General features: G+C 69.8%; 16 protein-coding genes. 11 read left to right on the top strand and 5 right to left on the bottom strand.

From position 1 onward, the window contains the following. The 3 genes from VLG41_RS10685 to VLG41_RS10675 all read left to right on the top strand — a co-directional run. Positions 1-805 (top strand): asparagine synthase-related protein (locus VLG41_RS10685; RefSeq protein ID WP_325349380.1); only part of this gene is annotated, 805 nt, incomplete at its 5' end. A gap of 27 nt (positions 806-832) precedes the next feature. Continuing rightward, positions 833-2563, top strand: coding sequence for an N-acetylglutaminylglutamine synthetase (gene ngg / locus VLG41_RS10680; protein WP_325349379.1), 1731 nt, complete (start codon positions 833-835; stop codon positions 2561-2563). After that, entirely contained in the window at positions 2560-3756 is a 1197-nt protein-coding gene (locus tag VLG41_RS10675; protein ID WP_325349378.1) for an osmoprotectant NAGGN system M42 family peptidase, read from the top strand. Before ngg ends, VLG41_RS10675 begins: the two co-directional genes overlap by 4 nt. Here the strand turns inward: VLG41_RS10675 and VLG41_RS10670 are convergent, their stop codons facing one another. Genes VLG41_RS10670 through VLG41_RS10660 form a run of 3 tightly spaced genes read right to left on the bottom strand, consistent with a single transcriptional unit; the run spans position 3757 to position 7131 of the window. Then, positions 3757-4938 carry an MFS transporter gene (locus VLG41_RS10670; RefSeq protein WP_325349377.1) on the bottom strand — a complete coding sequence of 394 codons (1182 nt, stop codon included), beginning with the start codon at positions 4936-4938 and terminating at the stop codon, positions 3757-3759. It lies immediately after the preceding gene. Between the two features lie 46 nt (positions 4939-4984). Continuing rightward, on the bottom strand, positions 4985-6157 hold the full coding sequence (tgt, locus tag VLG41_RS10665; RefSeq protein WP_325349376.1) for a tRNA guanosine(34) transglycosylase Tgt: 1173 nt from the start codon (positions 6155-6157) through the stop codon (positions 4985-4987). A 56-nt stretch (positions 6158-6213) separates the two neighbouring features. Then, complete coding sequence (locus VLG41_RS10660; RefSeq protein ID WP_325349375.1) at positions 6214-7131, bottom strand: LysR family transcriptional regulator; 918 nt, start codon at positions 7129-7131, stop codon at positions 6214-6216. Positions 7132-7237: 106 nt separating this feature from the next. Between VLG41_RS10660 and VLG41_RS10655 the strand changes: the two genes are divergently transcribed. The 5 genes from VLG41_RS10655 to VLG41_RS10635 are packed head-to-tail and all read left to right on the top strand — an operon-like array spanning position 7238 to position 10715. Further along, positions 7238-8533: an aromatic ring-hydroxylating dioxygenase subunit alpha gene (locus VLG41_RS10655; protein ID WP_325349374.1), complete on the top strand. Its 1296-nt coding sequence runs from the start codon at positions 7238-7240 to the stop codon at positions 8531-8533. After that, the gene (locus tag VLG41_RS10650; protein WP_325349373.1) at positions 8530-9018 is read left to right on the top strand and encodes an aromatic-ring-hydroxylating dioxygenase subunit beta; all 489 of its coding nucleotides are present in this window, start codon (positions 8530-8532) and stop codon (positions 9016-9018) included. Before VLG41_RS10655 ends, VLG41_RS10650 begins: the two co-directional genes overlap by 4 nt. Further along, entirely contained in the window at positions 9015-9395 is a 381-nt protein-coding gene (locus VLG41_RS10645) for a chorismate mutase (RefSeq protein ID WP_325349372.1), read from the top strand. Before VLG41_RS10650 ends, VLG41_RS10645 begins: the two co-directional genes overlap by 4 nt. Continuing rightward, positions 9392-10378: a tripartite tricarboxylate transporter substrate binding protein gene (locus tag VLG41_RS10640; protein ID WP_325349371.1), complete on the top strand. Its 987-nt coding sequence runs from the start codon at positions 9392-9394 to the stop codon at positions 10376-10378. The genes VLG41_RS10645 and VLG41_RS10640 overlap by 4 nt, the downstream gene beginning before the upstream one ends. Positions 10379-10397: 19 nt before the next feature. Beyond that, positions 10398-10715, top strand: a complete 318-nt coding sequence (locus VLG41_RS10635) for a non-heme iron oxygenase ferredoxin subunit (protein WP_325349370.1) — start codon at positions 10398-10400, stop codon at positions 10713-10715. A gap of 35 nt (positions 10716-10750) precedes the next feature. Here the strand turns inward: VLG41_RS10635 and queA are convergent, their stop codons facing one another. After that, positions 10751-11794 carry a tRNA preQ1(34) S-adenosylmethionine ribosyltransferase-isomerase QueA gene (queA, locus tag VLG41_RS10630; RefSeq protein WP_325349369.1) on the bottom strand — a complete coding sequence of 348 codons (1044 nt, stop codon included), beginning with the start codon at positions 11792-11794 and terminating at the stop codon, positions 10751-10753. 63 nt (positions 11795-11857) lie between these two features. Here queA and recG point away from each other — a divergent pair, with 63 nt between their 5' ends. From recG to ubiA, 3 genes are read left to right on the top strand one after another with little or no spacing between them, the layout of a single operon-like run. Further along, positions 11858-13948 (top strand): ATP-dependent DNA helicase RecG, encoded by a 2091-nt coding sequence (gene recG, locus VLG41_RS10625; RefSeq protein ID WP_325349368.1) that lies wholly within the window; start codon positions 11858-11860, stop codon positions 13946-13948. A 41-nt stretch (positions 13949-13989) separates the two neighbouring features. After that, a complete protein-coding gene (locus VLG41_RS10620; RefSeq protein WP_325349367.1) occupies positions 13990-14949 on the top strand; it encodes a hydrogen peroxide-inducible genes activator in 960 nt (319 codons plus the stop codon). A 30-nt stretch (positions 14950-14979) separates the two neighbouring features. Then, positions 14980-15846, top strand: a complete 867-nt coding sequence (gene ubiA / locus VLG41_RS10615; protein ID WP_325349366.1) for a 4-hydroxybenzoate octaprenyltransferase — start codon at positions 14980-14982, stop codon at positions 15844-15846. A gap of 156 nt (positions 15847-16002) precedes the next feature. Here the strand turns inward: ubiA and VLG41_RS10610 are convergent. After that, positions 16003-16231: pyrroline-5-carboxylate reductase family protein (locus tag VLG41_RS10610; RefSeq protein WP_325349365.1), on the bottom strand; the 229-nt coding region annotated here is incomplete at its 5' end.

The following is a 16231-nucleotide window of genomic DNA, read 5'->3' as shown; positions in this document are numbered from 1 at the left end:
GTTCGTGCCCGAGGCCGAACTGCTGGAGCGCCTGCCCGCCGCCATCGAGGCCATGAGCGAGCCCATGGTCAGCCACGACTGCATCGGCTTCTACCTGCTGAGCGAGGCCGTGGCGCGCCACAGCAAGGTGGTGCAGAGCGGGCAGGGCGCCGACGAGGTGTTCGGTGGCTACCACTGGTACCCCAAGCTGGCGGGCAGCCAGCGCGTGGTGGACGACTACGCCGCCGCCTTCCTCGACCGCGACCAGACCGAGATGCGCGCCGTGCTGCAGGACCCGTGGCTGGGCGAGGACCACACGCGCGCCTTCATCAGCGAGCGCCTGCACGCACCCGGCGCCCGCGACCCGGTGGACCAGGCCCTGCGCCTGGACACCACCGTGATGCTGGTGGACGACCCGGTGAAACGCGTGGACAACATGACCATGGCCTTCGGCCTGGAGGCGCGCGTGCCCTTCCTGGACCACGAACTCGTGGAGCTTGCCGCGCGCATCCCGGCGCGCCACAAGCTGGCCGACGGTGGCAAGGGCGTGCTCAAGGCCGTGGCGCGGCGCATCGTGCCGCGCGAAGTGATCGACCGGCCCAAGGGCTACTTCCCCGTGCCCGCGCTCAAGCACCTGCAAGGCCGCGTGCTGGAGATGGTGCAGGACGCCCTGCACAGCCGCGCCGCACGCGAGCGCGGCCTGTTCCGCGAGGGCTACGTGAAGGCCCTGCTGGCCGCGCCGGGCGAGCACATCACGCCGCTGCGCGGCTCCAAGTTCTGGCAGCTCGGCCTGCTGGAGCTGTGGCTGCAGACCCATCTGCGTTGAACGAAAGAAGACAGGAGACACCCCGAGATGAGCACCGTTCGCCAGCACGCCCCCCGCGCCCTGCGCCTGGAGCGATCCGCCTTTCCCCACCAGGCCACCGAGCGCCGCGACGCCATCGTGCACTGCGGCTGGGGTCGCCTCATCGGCGGCCACACCTTCGATGACCCGGCCGCCATCGCCCAGGCCCTGCTGCAGGAGACGGCGGGCGAGCGCGACATCGCCTTCTACCTGGACAAGCCGCACGTGGTGGTCTCGCACGCGCCGCAGCAGTTGTTCGTCGATCCGTCGGAGACCTTCCGGCTCGCGCTCAATGCCTATGCGCCGCAACGGGCGCGCCGCCAGGGCTTCACCATCCGGCGACTGCGCTCGCGCGCCGACGTGGCCGCCATCAACGCCATCTACCGGGCGCGCCGCATGGTGCCGGTGGACCCGGCGCGTGTGTGGGGCGACCGCGGCGACCGCACCAGCGTCTACGTGCTGGCCGAGGATCGCCAGAGCGGCGAGGTGCTGGGCGTGGCCATGGGCCTGGACCACGCCGACGCCTTCGGCGACGACAACGGTGGCAGCAGCCTGTGGGCCCTGGCCGTGGCGCCGCAGGCCAGCCACCCGGGCATCGGCGAGGCGCTCACGCGCTACCTGGCCGAGCTCTTCATCGCGCGCGGCCGCGCCTTCATGGACCTGTCGGTGTTGCACGACAACACGCAGGCCATCGCCCTGTACAAGAAGCTGGGCTTCCAGAACATCCCCGTGTTCGCGGTGAAGCGGCGCAACGCCATCAACGAGCCCCTGTTCACCGAAGGCGCCGACCGCGACGGCCTCAACCCCTACGCCCGCATCATCGTGGACGAGGCGCAGCGGCGCGGCATCCGCGTGGAAGTCATCGACGCCGAGCACGGCTACTTCCGTCTCACCCACGGCGGGCGTGGCGTCACTTGCCGCGAATCGCTGAGCGAACTCACCAGCGCCGTGGCCATGAGCCGCTGCGCCGACAAGCGCGTCACCGCACGCCTGCTGGAACGCGCGGGCCTGGCCGTGCCCGCGCAGGCCACGGCCGGTGACCGCGAAGCCAATGAAGCCTTCCTGCGCCAGCACGGCGCCATCGTCGTCAAGCCGGTGGACAGCGAGCAGGGCAAGGGCATCGCGGTGAACCTCACGTCCATCGATGAAGTGGAGACCGCCATCGAACACGCCAGCCACTTCGGCGGCGGCGTGCTGCTGGAGCAGTTCTGCGAAGGCCAGGACCTGCGCGTCGTCGTCATCAACCACCAGGTGGTGGCCGCCGCCGTGCGCCAGCCCGCCACCGTGGTGGGCGACGGCCAGTCCACCATCGCCGAGCTCATCGACAAGCAGAGCCGCCGCCGCGCGGCGGCCACCGGCGGTGAATCGCGCATCCCCATGGACGGCGAGACGACGCGCTGCCTGGCGGGCCAGGGCCGCAAGCTGGGCGACGTGTTGCCCTTCGGCGAATCGCTGCCGGTGCGGCGCACCGCCAACCTGCACACCGGCGGCACCATCCACGACGTGACCGATCGCCTGCACCCCGCGCTCAAGGCCGCGGCGGAACAGGCCAGCCGTGTGCTGGACATTCCGGTCACCGGACTGGACTTTCTCGTGCCCTCGGTGGAGGGCCCCGACTACGTGATCATCGAAGCCAACGAGCGGCCGGGCCTGGCCAACCACGAGCCCCAGCCCACCGCGCAGCGCTTCGTCGATCTGCTGTTCCCCGGCACCGCGCAGACGGAGGTCGCTGCCCTATGAGAGACGACGCACTGCAAGCCCTGCCGCCGCTCGACGAGGCCTGGCTCGAAGAGACCTTGCTGCAATTGCTGGCCATCCCCAGTCCCGTGGGCCTGACCGACGCCGTGGTGCGCTACGTCGCGGGCCGGCTCGACGGCCTGGGCATTCCCTACGAGATCACGCGGCGCGGCGCCATTCGCGCCACGCTCAAGGGCCGCGAGCGGCACCCGGCGCGCGCCATCGTGGCCCACCTGGACACGCTGGGCGCCATGGTGCGCGAGCTCAAGCCCAACGGCCGCGTGGGCGTCGTGCCCATCGGCACCTGGTCCTCGCGCTTCGCCGAGGGCGGGCGGCTCACGCTCTTCACCGACACGCAGCAGATCCGCGGCACCTGCCTGCCGCTGATGACCTCGGGCCACGCCTTCGGCGACGCCATCAACACCCAGCCCAACACCTGGGACAACGTCGAGGTGCGGCTGGACCTGCCGCTGCACAGCGCAGACGAACTCACCGAGGCCGGCGTCCACGTGGGCGACTGGATCGCCTTCGACCCGCAGCCCGAGGTGCAGCCCGGCGGCTACATCAACGCGCGCTATCTGGACGACAAGGCCGCTGTGGCGGTGCTGCTCACGGCCTGCAAGGCGCTCAAGGAGAGCGGCACCGTGCCGCCGGTGGACGTGCACCCGCTCTTCACCATCACCGAGGAGGTGGGCTCCGGTGCCTCGGCTGCGCTGCACGGCGACATCGCCGAGATGGTGAGCCTGGACATCGCCATCGCCGCGCCGGGCCAGGCCACGGACGAGCGCGCCGTCACCATCTGCCTGCAGGACCTCTCGGGCCCCTTCGACTACCACCTCTCGCACAAGCTCATCAAGCTGGCGCAGGCGCACGGCATCGCGCACCGGCGCGACGTCTTCAAGTTCTACCGCAGCGACTCCGCCGCCGCGGTGGAAGCGGGCAACGACATCCGCACCGCGCTCATCGGTTTTGGTGCGGACGCCTCGCACGCGCAGGAGCGCACGCACTTTGACTCGTTGCGGGCATTGGGGCAGCTGTCGGTGGCCTATCTGATGTCAGAGCCGGTGGCGCGGCGCGACCGCAAGAGCATGGGGTCGATCGAAGGCTTCACCGAGCAGTTGCGCCCCGAGGAGATGCAGGTCAACACCACGCCGCTGCCGGACCCGCAGGAATTCCTCGAGCCCAAGGACGGCTGATCAGGCCGTCGCGGATTCCTCGGCCAGCAGCGGGCGCAGCGCCCACAGCCCCAGCGCGGGGCCGATGGCCAGCCAGGGCAGCAGCGCGCCCAGCGGCACCGATTCGGCCAGCCACACGAACAGCAGGATGCTCACGATGCTGATGCCAAAGCCGATGCTGTTGGTCAGCGTGAGCACGCTGCCCACGGCCTGTGGCGGCGCGTTGCGCGCGGTCAGCGTGCTGAACTGCGGTGAATCGCCCGACACGGTGATGCCCCACAGCACGAGCCAGGCATAGAAGGCCGCGTCGGGCGCGTTCAAGAGCAGTGGCGCGGCCAGGCAGCAGGCACCGCTGATCGCGAGCTGCGTGCCCGCCACGCGCGCGCTGCCCCGGCGCTGCGCCACCCAACCACCCCCCGCGCAGCCGATGGCGCCCGCGCCCAGCACCCAGAAGGCGGCCCACGACAGGTCGGTGCCCGACAGCCGCGTGGCCAGGATCAGCGGCACCATCACCCACATGGTGTAGAGCTCCCACATGTGCCCGAAGTAGCCCAGCACCGAACTGCGCACGCGGCTGTCCGTCCACACGGTGCCGAGGGCGCGCCACTGCAGCTGGCTCACGCGCGCCAGCGCGCCGGGCGGGTCGCCGATGCACAGGTACAGCAGCACGCCGCCCAGCGCCGCCAGCGCGGCCACGCCCAGCATCAGCGTGGGCCAGGGCAGGGCGTCGCCCAAGGCGCGCAGCGCGTGCGCGCTGGCCGAGCCCACCACCAGGGCCGCGATCAACAAACCCAGCGCGCCGCCCAGGCCCTTGCTGTACCACTGTGCGGCGATCTTCATGCCCACGGGGTAGATGCCCGCGAGGAAAAAGCCGGTGGCGAAGCGCCACCCCAGCAGCGCGGTGTAGTCGCGCACCGTCCACCAGGCGCCCACGGTGCAGGCGGCGCCCGCCAAGGCGCACACCAGGAACACCAGGCGCGGCGGAAAGCGGTCGGCGATGGCCAGCAGCGCGAACACCAGCGTGCCCGCGATGAAGCCGAACTGCAGCGCCGAGGTGAGCGTGCCCACGGCACTGGTAGCCCAGCCGAGCTCTCGTTGCAGGTCGGGCATCACCGCGTTGACGGCGAACCAGAGCGAGGTGCCGGCGAACTGGGCGAAGACCAGGACGGGGAGGACGTGGCGGGGGATCGCGGGCGTGTTCATCGCGCGCAGCTTAATCGCGCGCGCTGCTGTGTCATTTCGGTGCGGATCAAACCCCGCGCGCGCGCTCCGCGTGAAAGCGCTGGCGGAACTCGCCGAAGGTCCCTGCGTCCAGCGCGTCCCGCACTTCCCGCATGAGGTTCAGGTAGTAGTGCAGGTTGTGGATGCTGGTGAGCATGGGGCTGAGCATTTCGCCGCAGCGGTCCAGGTGGTGCAGGTAGGCGCGGCTGAAGCCTTCGCGGCCACCGTCGGCCCAGCTCACGCCGCTCTGGCCCGCGCAGGCGTAGCAGGTGCAGGTTTCGTCCAGCGGGCGGTGGTCGGTCTTGTGCTTGGCGTTGCGGATCTTCAGGTCGCCGAAGCGCGTGAACAGGGTGCCGTTGCGCGCGTTGCGCGTGGGCATCACGCAGTCGAACATGTCCACGCCGCAGGCGACGCCTTCCACCAGGTCCTCGGGCGTGCCCACGCCCATCAGGTAGCGTGGCTTGTGCGCAGGCAGGCGGTGCGGGGTGTGCGCCATGATGCGGCGCATCTCGTCCTTGGGCTCGCCCACGCTCACGCCGCCGATGGCGTAGCCGGGGAAGTCCATCTCCACCAGCGCGTCCAGCGACTCCTGGCGCAGGTGCTCGAACATGCCGCCTTGCACGATGCCGAAGAGCGCGTTGGGGTTCTCCAGGCGTTCGAACTCGGCCTTGGAGCGTTGCGCCCAGCGCAGGCTCATCTCCATGCTCTGGCGCGCCTCGGCCTCGGTGGTGATGTGGCCCTTGGTCTCGTAGGGCGTGCACTCGTCGAGCTGCATCACGATGTCGCTGTTGAGCCCGGTCTGGATCTGCATGCTCACCTCGGGCGACATGAAGAGCTTGTCGCCGTTGACGGGGCTGGCGAAGTGCACGCCCTGTTCGGTGATCTTGCGCATCTCGCCCAGCGACCAGACCTGGAAGCCGCCGGAGTCGGTGAGGATGGGCTTGTTCCAGCGCTCGAAGGCGTGCAGGCCGCCGAAGCTCTTCATCACGTCCTGCCCCGGGCGCATCCACAGGTGGAAGGTGTTGCCCAGGATGATCTGCGCGCCCATGGCCTCCAGGCTGGCGGGCGTGACGCCCTTGACCGTGCCGTAGGTGCCCACGGGCATGAAGATGGGCGTCTGCACCACGCCGTGGTTGAGCGTGAGCGCGGCGCGGCGCGCGTGGCTGGTGGGGTCGGTGGTCAGAACCTCGAACTTCAACATGGGGGTCTCGTGTGTCGAACGGTAAGGTCGGGTGGCGTGGCCGCGATCGTCGCCGATCAGGCGGGCAGGTCGCCGAAGAGGCGCGCCACCAGGCCGCGCAGCCACAGGTGGCCAGGGTCGCGGTGCAGGTGGGCGTGCCAGAGCTGGTGGATGGTGTTGGTGGGCAAGCGCAGTGTCAGCGGGCGCATGACCAGGTTGAACGGCCCCAGCGCGCGCTGGGCGAAGCGCTCGGGCACGGTGGCGATGAGGTCGGTGTCGGCCAGTACGTGGCCCAGCGCCACGTAGTGCGGCACCGTGAGGTGCACCTGGCGCGCCACACCCAGGCGCTCCAGCGCGGTGTCGACCTGGCCGTGGCTGGTGCCGGCCGCCACCACGCGCACGTGCGCGGCCTGGCGGTACTGGGCCGCGCCCAGGGGCTTGCGGCTGGCGGCCAGGGGGTGGCCAGCGCGCATCAGCGCCACATAGGGCTGGCGGAACAGCGCCTGCTGGAAGAAGCCCGATTGCAGTTGCGGCAGCGAGCCCAGCGCCAGGTCGACGTGGCCGCTGGCCATCTCCTCGCGCAGGGCGTCGTGCGCCACGGGCACGCAGCGCAGGGTGACGCCGGGCGCTTCGGCCGCCAGCGCGTCCATCAGCACCGGCAGGAAATAGATCTCGCCCACGTCCGTGAGCGCGATCGTGAAGCAGCGTTGGCCGCCAGCCGGATCGAAGGAGGCGCGAACGTTCAAGGCCTCGCGCAGCGTGCCCAGCGCCTGCGCCACCGGCCCGGCCAGTTGCTGCGCATAGGGCGTGGGCTCCATGCCGTGCGGTTTGCGCAGGAACAGCTCGTCGCCCAGGCATTCGCGCAGGCGGCGCAGCGCATTGCTCACCGCCGGCTGGCTTTGCCCCAGGCTGGCCGCCACGCGCGAGACATTGCGCTCGCGCATGAGCTGGTGCAGCACCACCAGCAGGTTCAGGTCGATCTCGGACAGCTCCATGGGGGTCGATATTCTATTTGTGAATACCTTGTATCACCCGGATTCCGTTGCCGGATGAGGCGCGGCGCGCCACCATTGCCCTTCGCCCCCACCGAGGAGACAAGACATGGACACCCCGTCCGCCAGCGGCGCGTGCCCCGCCGACGCGCCCGACGCCCTGCGCTGGGAAGCCGGCGACACCAGTCGCATTCCCTTCGCCGTCTACACCGACGAATCGCGCCACCAGCGCGAACTCGAACGCTTCTTCTACCGGGGCCACTGGTGCTACGTGGGCCTGGAGGCCGAGATCCCCAACCCCGGCGACTACCGCCGCTCCGTGGTGGGCGAGCGCTCCGTGATCATGGTGCGCGCCGACGATGGCGCGGTGCACGTGGTGGAGAACGTGTGCGCCCACCGCGGCATGCGCTTCTGCCGCGAGCGCCACGGCAACAAGAAGGAATTCGTCTGCCCCTACCACCAGTGGAGCTACGCGCTGGATGGCAGCCTGCAGGGCGTGCCGCTGCGCCGCGGCGTGCGCCAGGACGGCCAGGTCAAGGGCGGCATGCCGGCGGACTTCGACCCGAAGCAGCATCACCTCACGCGCCTGAAGGTGGCCGTGCGCGGCGGCGTGGTGTTCGCCTCCTTCGACGACGACGTGGAGTCGCTGGAGGACTACATGGGCCCGACCATCCTGCGGTACTTCGACCGCCTGTTCGATGGCCGCAAGCTCAACATCCTGGGCTACAACCGCCAGCGCATTCCGGGCAACTGGAAGCTGATGCAGGAGAACATCAAGGACCCGTACCACCCGGGCCTGCTGCACACCTGGTTCGTCACCTTCGGGCTCTGGCGCGCGGACAACAAGTCCGAGTTGCGCATGGACGCGCACCACCGCCACGCGGCCATGATCTCCACGCGCGGCAGCGCGGGCCAGGCCACGGGCACTGCCTCGCAGGTGACGCAGGTGTCCAGCTTCAAATCGAGCATGCAGCTGGAGGACCCGCGCTTTCTCGACATCGTTCCCGAGCCCTGGTGGGGCGGGCCCACGGCGGTGATGACCACGCTGTTCCCCAGCGTGATCTTCCAGCAGCAGGTCAACAGCGTGTCCACGCGCCACATCCAGCCCGACGGACACGGCGCCTTCGATTTCGTGTGGACGCATTTCGGCTTCGAGGACGACACGCCGGAGATGACCCAGCGCCGCCTGCGCCAGGCGAACCTATTCGGTCCGGCCGGCTTCGTCAGCGCCGACGACGGCGAAGTGATCGAGTTCTCGCAGCAGGCCTTCGACAGCAAGCCCGGGCACCGCGCGCTGGCCGAACTGGGTGGGCGCGAGGTGGGCGAGACCGACCACATGGTCACCGAGACGCTGATCCGTGGCATGTACGACTACTGGCGCAAGGTGATGGAGGCACCGGCATGAACCGCGACGCCCTCACCCTGGACCTGTACCACGAGCTGCAGACCTTGTACGCCGACTACGCCTCGGCCGTGGACAGCGGGCAGTGGGACCTGTGGCCCGGCTTCTTCACCGAGGACTGCGTCTACAAGCTGCAGCCGCGCGAGAACCACGAGCGCGGCTTTCCGCTGGCCACCTTGTCCTTCGAGAGCCAGGCCATGCTGCGCGACCGCGTCTACGGCATCAAGGAAACCCTGTTCCACGACCCCTACTACCAGCGCCATGTGGTGAGCGCGCCGCTGGTGCGCCGCGTGGACGAACACGGCGCCATGCACTGCGAGGCCAACTACGCGGTGTTCCGCACCAAGCTCGACGGCCCCAGCACCGTGTTCAACGTGGGCCGCTACCTCGACGTGGTGGTGCGCACGCCGCAAGGCCTGCGCTTCGCGCAGCGCCTGTGCGTGTACGACAGCGAAATGATCCCCAACGCCATCATCTACCCCATATGACCCGGAACAACCAGGAGCCCGATCCCCACGGTGGCCCGCTGCGGCGGTTCAACGACCCGGCCTACGTGCCGCTGTGCCGCAACCTGGCCGAGGTGCGCGAGAACATCGACGCGCTGGACGAGAAGATCGTGGCCCTGCTGGCCGAGCGCGGCCGCTACGTGAAGGACGCGGCGCGCTTCAAGCGCGATCCGTTTCAGGTGTCGGCGCCGGCGCGCCAGCAGCAGGTGATCGACAAGGTCATCGCCCTGGCCGAACGGCATGGCGCCTACCCCGAGGTGGTGGAGGCCTGCTACCGCGCGCTGATCGCGGGGTTCATCGCCCGTGAACAGCGGGACTTCACCGAGATGAGCGACATCGAACCAGGAGACAGGACATGACACGATTCAACAGGACCTGCGCCGCGCTGCTCGCCGGGCTCGCGCTGGGCGGCTTCGCCTGGCAGGCCCGGGCACAGACGCCCGAGTGGCCGCAACGCCCCGTGCGCGTGGTGGTGCCCTACGGCCCCGGCTCCTCACCCGACATCCTCGCGCGCATCGTCAACGAGCGCCTGAGCGCCCGCCTGGGGCAGAGCTTCATCGTCGAGAACCGCCCTGGCGCCGGCGGCAACGCGGGCACCGAGCACGTGGCCAAGGCCACCCCCGACGGGCAGACCTTCCTGCTCTCGGTCAACGCGCCCCTGGTCTACAACACCATCCTCTTCAAGAACCTGCGCTACGACCCCTTCCGCGAGCTGACGCCGGTGACCCTGGCCGTGAGTTCGCCCAATGTCTGCGCCGCTTCCCTCGGCATGGGCGTGGATTCGGTGAAGGGCTGGCTCGATGCGCTGCGCGCGAAACCGGGCCAGTACAACTTCGCTTCCACCGGCAATGGATCGATCTCCCACCTGGGCGTGGAACTGCTCAAGGCGAAGACGAGCTCGTTTGCCGTGCACATCCCCTATGCCTCCTCGAGCCAGGCCGTCACCGCCATGCTGCAGGGCGATGTGCATTTCGCCTGCCTGCCCGGCGCCACCGTGATGCCGCAGGTCAAGGCCGGCAAGCTCAAGGTGCTGGCCATTACCTCGGCCGAGCGCTCGGCACTGCTGCCCGAGGTGCCCACGCTCAAGGAATCCGGCGTGCCGGACATCCAGGCCGCGCCGTGGTTCGCCTACATGGCGCCTGCCGGCACGCCGCCGGCGATTGTCCAGCGCATGAACCAGGCCCTGGTGGCCGTGTTGCGAGAACCCGAGGTGGTCGAGAAGCTCAAGGGCCAGTACTTCGACGTGATCGCCAGCACGCCCGAGGAACTCGGTCGCTTCATGCGTGAAGAAGAAGCGCGTTGGCGCCCGGTGATCCAGCGCGCAGGCCTGCGCCCCGATTGATGCAGTGAAGGCAGACCCGATGAGCACCACCCAATGGACCGACGTGGCCGCCGAGGCCGACCTGTTCGAGGGCGCGGGCATTCCCGTGGCGCCCCAGGGACACGACATCGCGCTGTTCGCGATCGACGGCGAGGTGTTCGCCACCGACAACCTGTGCACGCACGGCCACGCCAAGCTGTGCGATGGTTTCCTGGAAGGGCATGAGATCGAGTGCCCGTTCCACCAGGGTCGCTTCGACGTGCGCAGCGGCGCGCCGACCTGCGCACCCGCCACCGAGGCGGTGCGGACCTGGCCGGTGAAGGTGGAGGGCGGGCGGGTGTACCTGGACCTGGGCTGAGGTCGGCGGGGCGGGCCCGGCGATCGGCCGCTGGTTCAGCCCCGCTGAAGCAGCATCGCGTCGCCGTAGCTGAAGAAGCGGTAGCGTTGCTCGATCGCGTGGCGGTAGAGCGCCATCACGCGCTCGTATCCCGCGAAGGCGCTCACCAGCATCATCAGCGTGCTCTTGGGCAGGTGGAAGTTGGTGATGAGCCGGTCCACCACCTGGTAGCGAAAGCCCGGGGTGATGAAGATCTGCGTGTCGCCCTCGGTGCGGCCGAAGGCCGCCCAGCTCTCCAGCGTGCGCACGGTGGTGGTGCCCACCGCCACCACGCGCCCACCGCGCGCTCGGCAGGCCTCGAGGGCGGCGATGGTGGCCTCGGGCACCCGGTACCACTCGGCGTGCATGGTGTGCTCGGCGATGTTCTCGGTCTTCACGGGCTGGAAGGTGCCCGCGCCCACGTGCAGCGTGACCTCGGCCGTGTGCACGCCGCGCGCGCGCAGCGCGGCCAGCAGGGCCTCGTCGAAGTGCAGCGCGGCGGTGGGCGCGGCCACGGCACCGGGGTGTTTGGCGAACACGGTCTGGTAGCGGCGCTCGTCCTCGGCGGTGTCGCCGTGTTCGATGTAGGGCGGCAGCGGCACGTGGCCGTGCGCGGCCATCAGCGCGTGCGGCTCGCCGCTGAAGCGAAAGCGGAACAGCGCGCCGTCGTCCTCGGGCCAGCGGCCCAGCAGCTCGGCATGGAAGCCGCCGTCCATCTCCAGCACCGCGCCCACCAGGGGCTTCTTGCTCACCTTCATGTGCGCCACGACCTCGTGGTTCTGCAGCACGCGCTCCACCAGCAGTTCCAGCGCACCACCCGTGGCCTTGCGGCCGAACAGACGGGCCTTGATGACCTGGGTGTCGTTGAAGACCAGCAGGTCGCCGGGGGCGAGCAGATCGGGCAGGTCGCGGAACACGCGGTCCACCGGCGCGTCGGCGCGGCCATCGAGCAGGCGCGAGCCGCTGCGTTCGGGCGCGGGGTGCTGGGCAATGAGCTCGGGGGGCAGAGCGAAGTCGAAGTCGCTCAGGGTGAAGGCGCGTTGGCCTGATGAAACTGTCATGTCGCTTGAGGGCCGGACGGACCCGTTCCAAGGAAGGGGGGAATGCGAAGGCAGAATTGTCCCATGGCCGAACCCGTTGCCACCGCCGCTCCCCCGAAACCCCTGTCCGCGCCCCAGAAGGCGATGCACAAGCTGGGCCTGCGGCGCGACATCGACCTCGCGCTGCACCTGCCGCTGCGCTACGAGGACGAGACCCGCGTGGTGGCCCTGCGCGACGCCCGAGACGGCACGGTGGTGCAGATCGAGGGCACGGTGACGCACAGCGAAGTGCAGTACCGCGGCCGGCGCCAGTTGCTGGTGACCCTGGACGACGGCAGCGACACCTGCACCCTGCGCTTCTTCAGCTTCTACCCTTCGCACCAGAAGACGCTGGCCGTGGGCGCGCGCATCCGCGCGCGCGGCGAGCTCAAGGGCGGCTTCGCGGGGTACACCATGCTGCACCCCTCGTTCAAGGCGGCGGGCGGTGAACTGCCGAACGCGCTCACGCCCATCTATCCCACCAGCGCGCAACTGCCCCAGGCCTACCTGCGCAAGGCCGTGGTCGGCGCGCTGGCGCGCGTCGACCTGCGCGAGACCCTGCCGCCCGGGCTGCTGACCTCGCTGCAGCGCACCGCGCGCGTGAGCCCCACGCTGCGCGAGTGCCTGCAGCAGTTGCACCACCCCGCGCCCGACGTGTCCCTGGCCGCGCTGGAGGATGGCAGCCACCCCGCGTGGCAGCGCCTGAAGGCCGAGGAGCTGCTGGCCCAGCAGCTTTCGCAAGCGGTGTCCAAGCGCGAGCGCGACGCCCTGCGCGCGCCCGCGCTGCCGCTGCGCCGCGGGGGCCTGCACGAACAACTGCTGGCGGTGCTGCCCTTTGCGCTGACGGCCGCGCAGCGCCGCGTGGGCGAGGAGATCGCGCTGGACCTGGGGCGCCAGGTGCCCATGCACCGGCTGCTGCAGGGCGACGTGGGGTCCGGCAAGACCGTGGTGGCGGCGCTCGCGGCGGCCATCGCCATCGACGCGGGCTGGCAGTGCGCGCTGATGGCGCCGACCGAGATCCTGGCCGAGCAGCACTTTCGCAAGCTGATCGGCTGGCTGGAGCCGCTGCTTGAACCGCTGGGCAAGCGCGTGGCCTGGCTCACCGGCAGCCAGAAGAAGAAGCAACGCGCGGAGATGCTGGAACTCATTGCCAGCGGCGAGGCCGCGCTGGTGGTGGGCACGCACGCGGTGATCCAGGAGCAGGTGGTGTTCCAGCGCCTGGCGCTCGCGCTCATCGACGAGCAGCACCGCTTCGGCGTGGCGCAGCGCCTGGCGCTGCGCGGCAAGACCACGGAGGGCCTGGAGCCGCACCTGCTGATGATGACGGCCACGCCCATTCCGCGCACCCTGGCCATGAGCTACTACGCCGACCTGGACGTTTCCACCATCGACGAGCTGCCGCCCGGGCGCACACCCATCGTCACCAAGGTGGTGAGCGACGCGCGCCGCGCCGAGGTGGTGGCGCGCATCCGCGGCCAGATCGACGAAGGCCGGCAGGTCTACTGGGTGTGCCCGCTGATCGAAGAGAGCGAAGCCCTGGACCTGAGCAACGCCACCGCCACGCACGCGGAGCTGTCGCAGGCGCTGCCGGGCGTGCTGGTGGGCCTGCTGCACTCGCGCATGTCGCCGGCCGAGAAGAAGGCAGTGATGTCGCTGTTCGAGCAGGGGCAGATGGGCGTGCTGGTGTCCACCACCGTGATCGAGGTCGGCGTGGACGTGCCCAATGCCTCGCTGATGGTGATCGAGCACGCCGAGCGCTTCGGCCTGTCGCAACTGCACCAGTTGCGCGGCCGCGTGGGGCGCGGCGCGGCGGCCTCGGCCTGCGTGCTGATGTACTCGCCGCCCGAAGGCGGGCGCCTGGGCGAGACGGCGCGCGAGCGCCTGCGCGCCATGGTGGAGACCAACGACGGCTTCGAGATTGCGCGCCGCGACCTGGAGATCCGTGGCCCGGGCGAATTCCTGGGCGCGCGCCAGTCGGGCGCGCCGCTGCTGCGCTTTGCCGACCTGGCCACCGACACCCACCTGCTGGACTGGGCGCGCGAGGCCGCGCAGGCCATGCTGGAGCACCACCCGCGCGAGGCCGAGGCGCACCTGGCGCGCTGGCTGGGCAGCAAGGCCGAGTACCTCAAGGCCTGATGGCTGGTGCGCCAGCGGGTGTCAACGCACAATAGCGCCCTATGACGCTCACCGAACTCAAGTACATCGTCGCCGTGGCGCGCGAGAAGCACTTCGGCAAGGCGGCCGAGGCCTGCTTCGTCTCGCAGCCCACGCTGTCGGTGGCGATCAAGAAGCTCGAAGAGGAGCTCGAGCTCAAGATCTTCGAGCGCAACGCCAGCGAGATCGCCGTCACGCCCTTGGGCGAAGAGATCGTGCGCCAGGCCCAGACCGTGCTGGAGCAGGCCGCCGCCATCAAGGAAATCGCCAAGCGCGGCAAGGACCCGCTGGCCGGACCGCTCAGGCTGGGCGTGATCTACACCATCGGCCCTTACCTGCTGCCCGAGCTGGTGCGCCAGGTGATCGAGCGCACGCCGCAGATGCCGCTGGTGCTGCAGGAGAACTTCACCACCAAGCTGCTGGAGCAGTTGCGCCTGGGCGAGATCGACTGCGCCATCCTGGCCGAACCGTTTCCCGACACCAACCTGGCCATCGCGCCGCTGTACGACGAGCCCTTCATGGCGGCGGTGCCGCACACGCACCCGCTGGCCAACCAGGGCCACATCACCGCCGACGAGCTGAAGCGCGAGACCATGCTCCTGCTGGGCACGGGCCATTGCTTCCGCGACCACGTGCTGGAGGTTTGCCCCGAGTTCGCGCGCTTTTCCAACGACACCGAGGGCATCCGCAAGAGCTTCGAGGGCTCCTCGCTGGAGACCATCAAACACATGGTGGCGGCCGGCATGGGTGTGACCCTGGTGCCGCGCCTGTCGGTGCCGCGCTCGGCGTTCAATGGCTCGGTGACGGCCCGTGACGACCTGGGCGATTCCCCCTACGTGCGTTACCTGCCCTTCGAGGGTGAGGCGCCCACGCGCCGCGTGGTGCTGGCCTGGCGGCGCAGCTTCACACGCTACGAGGCCATCGCCGAGTTGCGCAACGCCATCTACGCCTGTGAGCTGCCGGGCGTGAAACGCCTGTCCTGATCCTGTGGGAGTTTTGCCGTGTCGGCCTCGATGCCCCTATCGCCTCAGCCATCGCGCCTGTCGCTCTGGCTCGACCTGATCCGCTGGAATCGGCCCGCCGGCTGGCTGCTGCTGCTGTGGCCCACGCTGTCGGCGCTGTGGGTGGCGGCGGGTGGCTTTCCGGGCTGGCACCTGCTGCTTGTCTTCACACTGGGCACCATCCTCATGCGCAGCGCGGGCTGCTGCGTGAACGACGTGGCCGACCGCGACTTCGACCGCCACGTCAAGCGCACGGCGCAAAGGCCCGTCACTTCGGGCAAGGTGTCGGTGAAGGAGGCCCTGGCCGTGGGCGCGTTGCTGGCGCTGGCGGCCTTCGCGCTGGTGCTCACCACCAATGCGCTGACCATCGCCTTGTCGTTCGCGGCGCTGGCGATCACCTTGGCCTATCCGTTCGCCAAGCGCGTGGTGTCCATGCCGCAGGCGGTGCTGGGCGTGGCCTTCAGCTTCGGCATTCCCATGGCGTTTGCGGCCGTTCAGGGTGCGGTGCCCGCGCTGGCCTGGGTGCTGCTGCTGGGCAACCTGTTCTGGGTGCTGGCCTACGACACCGAGTACGCCATGGTCGACCGCGACGACGACCTGCGCATCGGCATGAAGACCTCGGCGATCACCCTGGGCCGTGCCGACGTGGCAGCGGTGACGAGCTTCTACCTGCTGCACCTGGCCATCTGGACGGTGGCGCTGTGGCCGCAACTGCGGCCCTGGGTATGGCTGGCCGCGTTGGCTGTGGCGCTGGCGCAGGTGGTGTGGCACTTCCTGCTGATCCGCACGCGCTCACGCGAGGGCTGTTTCGCGGCGTTCCGTGCGAATCACTGGCTGGGGTTCACGCTGTTCGTGGGGGTGGCGCTCGGCCTGGTTTGAGCGCGGCGTTTCTGTCGCTGCGCCTCGCGTGCCCGCGGATGCGATGGGCTCGGCTCCGCGAATGTCCCCCGGACCGGCTGCGCCGGTCCTCCTCCTCTATTTCGCTACGCCGAGCCCATCGCATCCGCGGGCGAGAGGTGCCGCGCAAGGCAAGGCTCACTTGCCGAATTCACGCCCCAGTTCTTCGGCGCGCTTCTGCGCCGCCTGCAGCGCCGCTTCAAACGCGGTTTTCATGCCCGCCGCGTCCATCGCCGTGAGCGCCGCGTACGTGGTGCCGCCCTTGGACGTGACGCGCTCGCGCAGCACCTGCGGCGGCTCGTTCGAGCGCTGCGCCAGGGTCGACGCGCCGACGAAGGTGCCGATCGCGAGTTGCAGCGCGGTCTCT

Source organism: Hydrogenophaga sp. (genome assembly GCF_035481345.1).
GTDB lineage: Bacteria > Pseudomonadota > Gammaproteobacteria > Burkholderiales > Burkholderiaceae_C > Hydrogenophaga.
The sequence above is the reverse complement of the archived record's forward strand: the minus strand, read 5'-3'. Positions and strand labels throughout refer to the sequence as shown.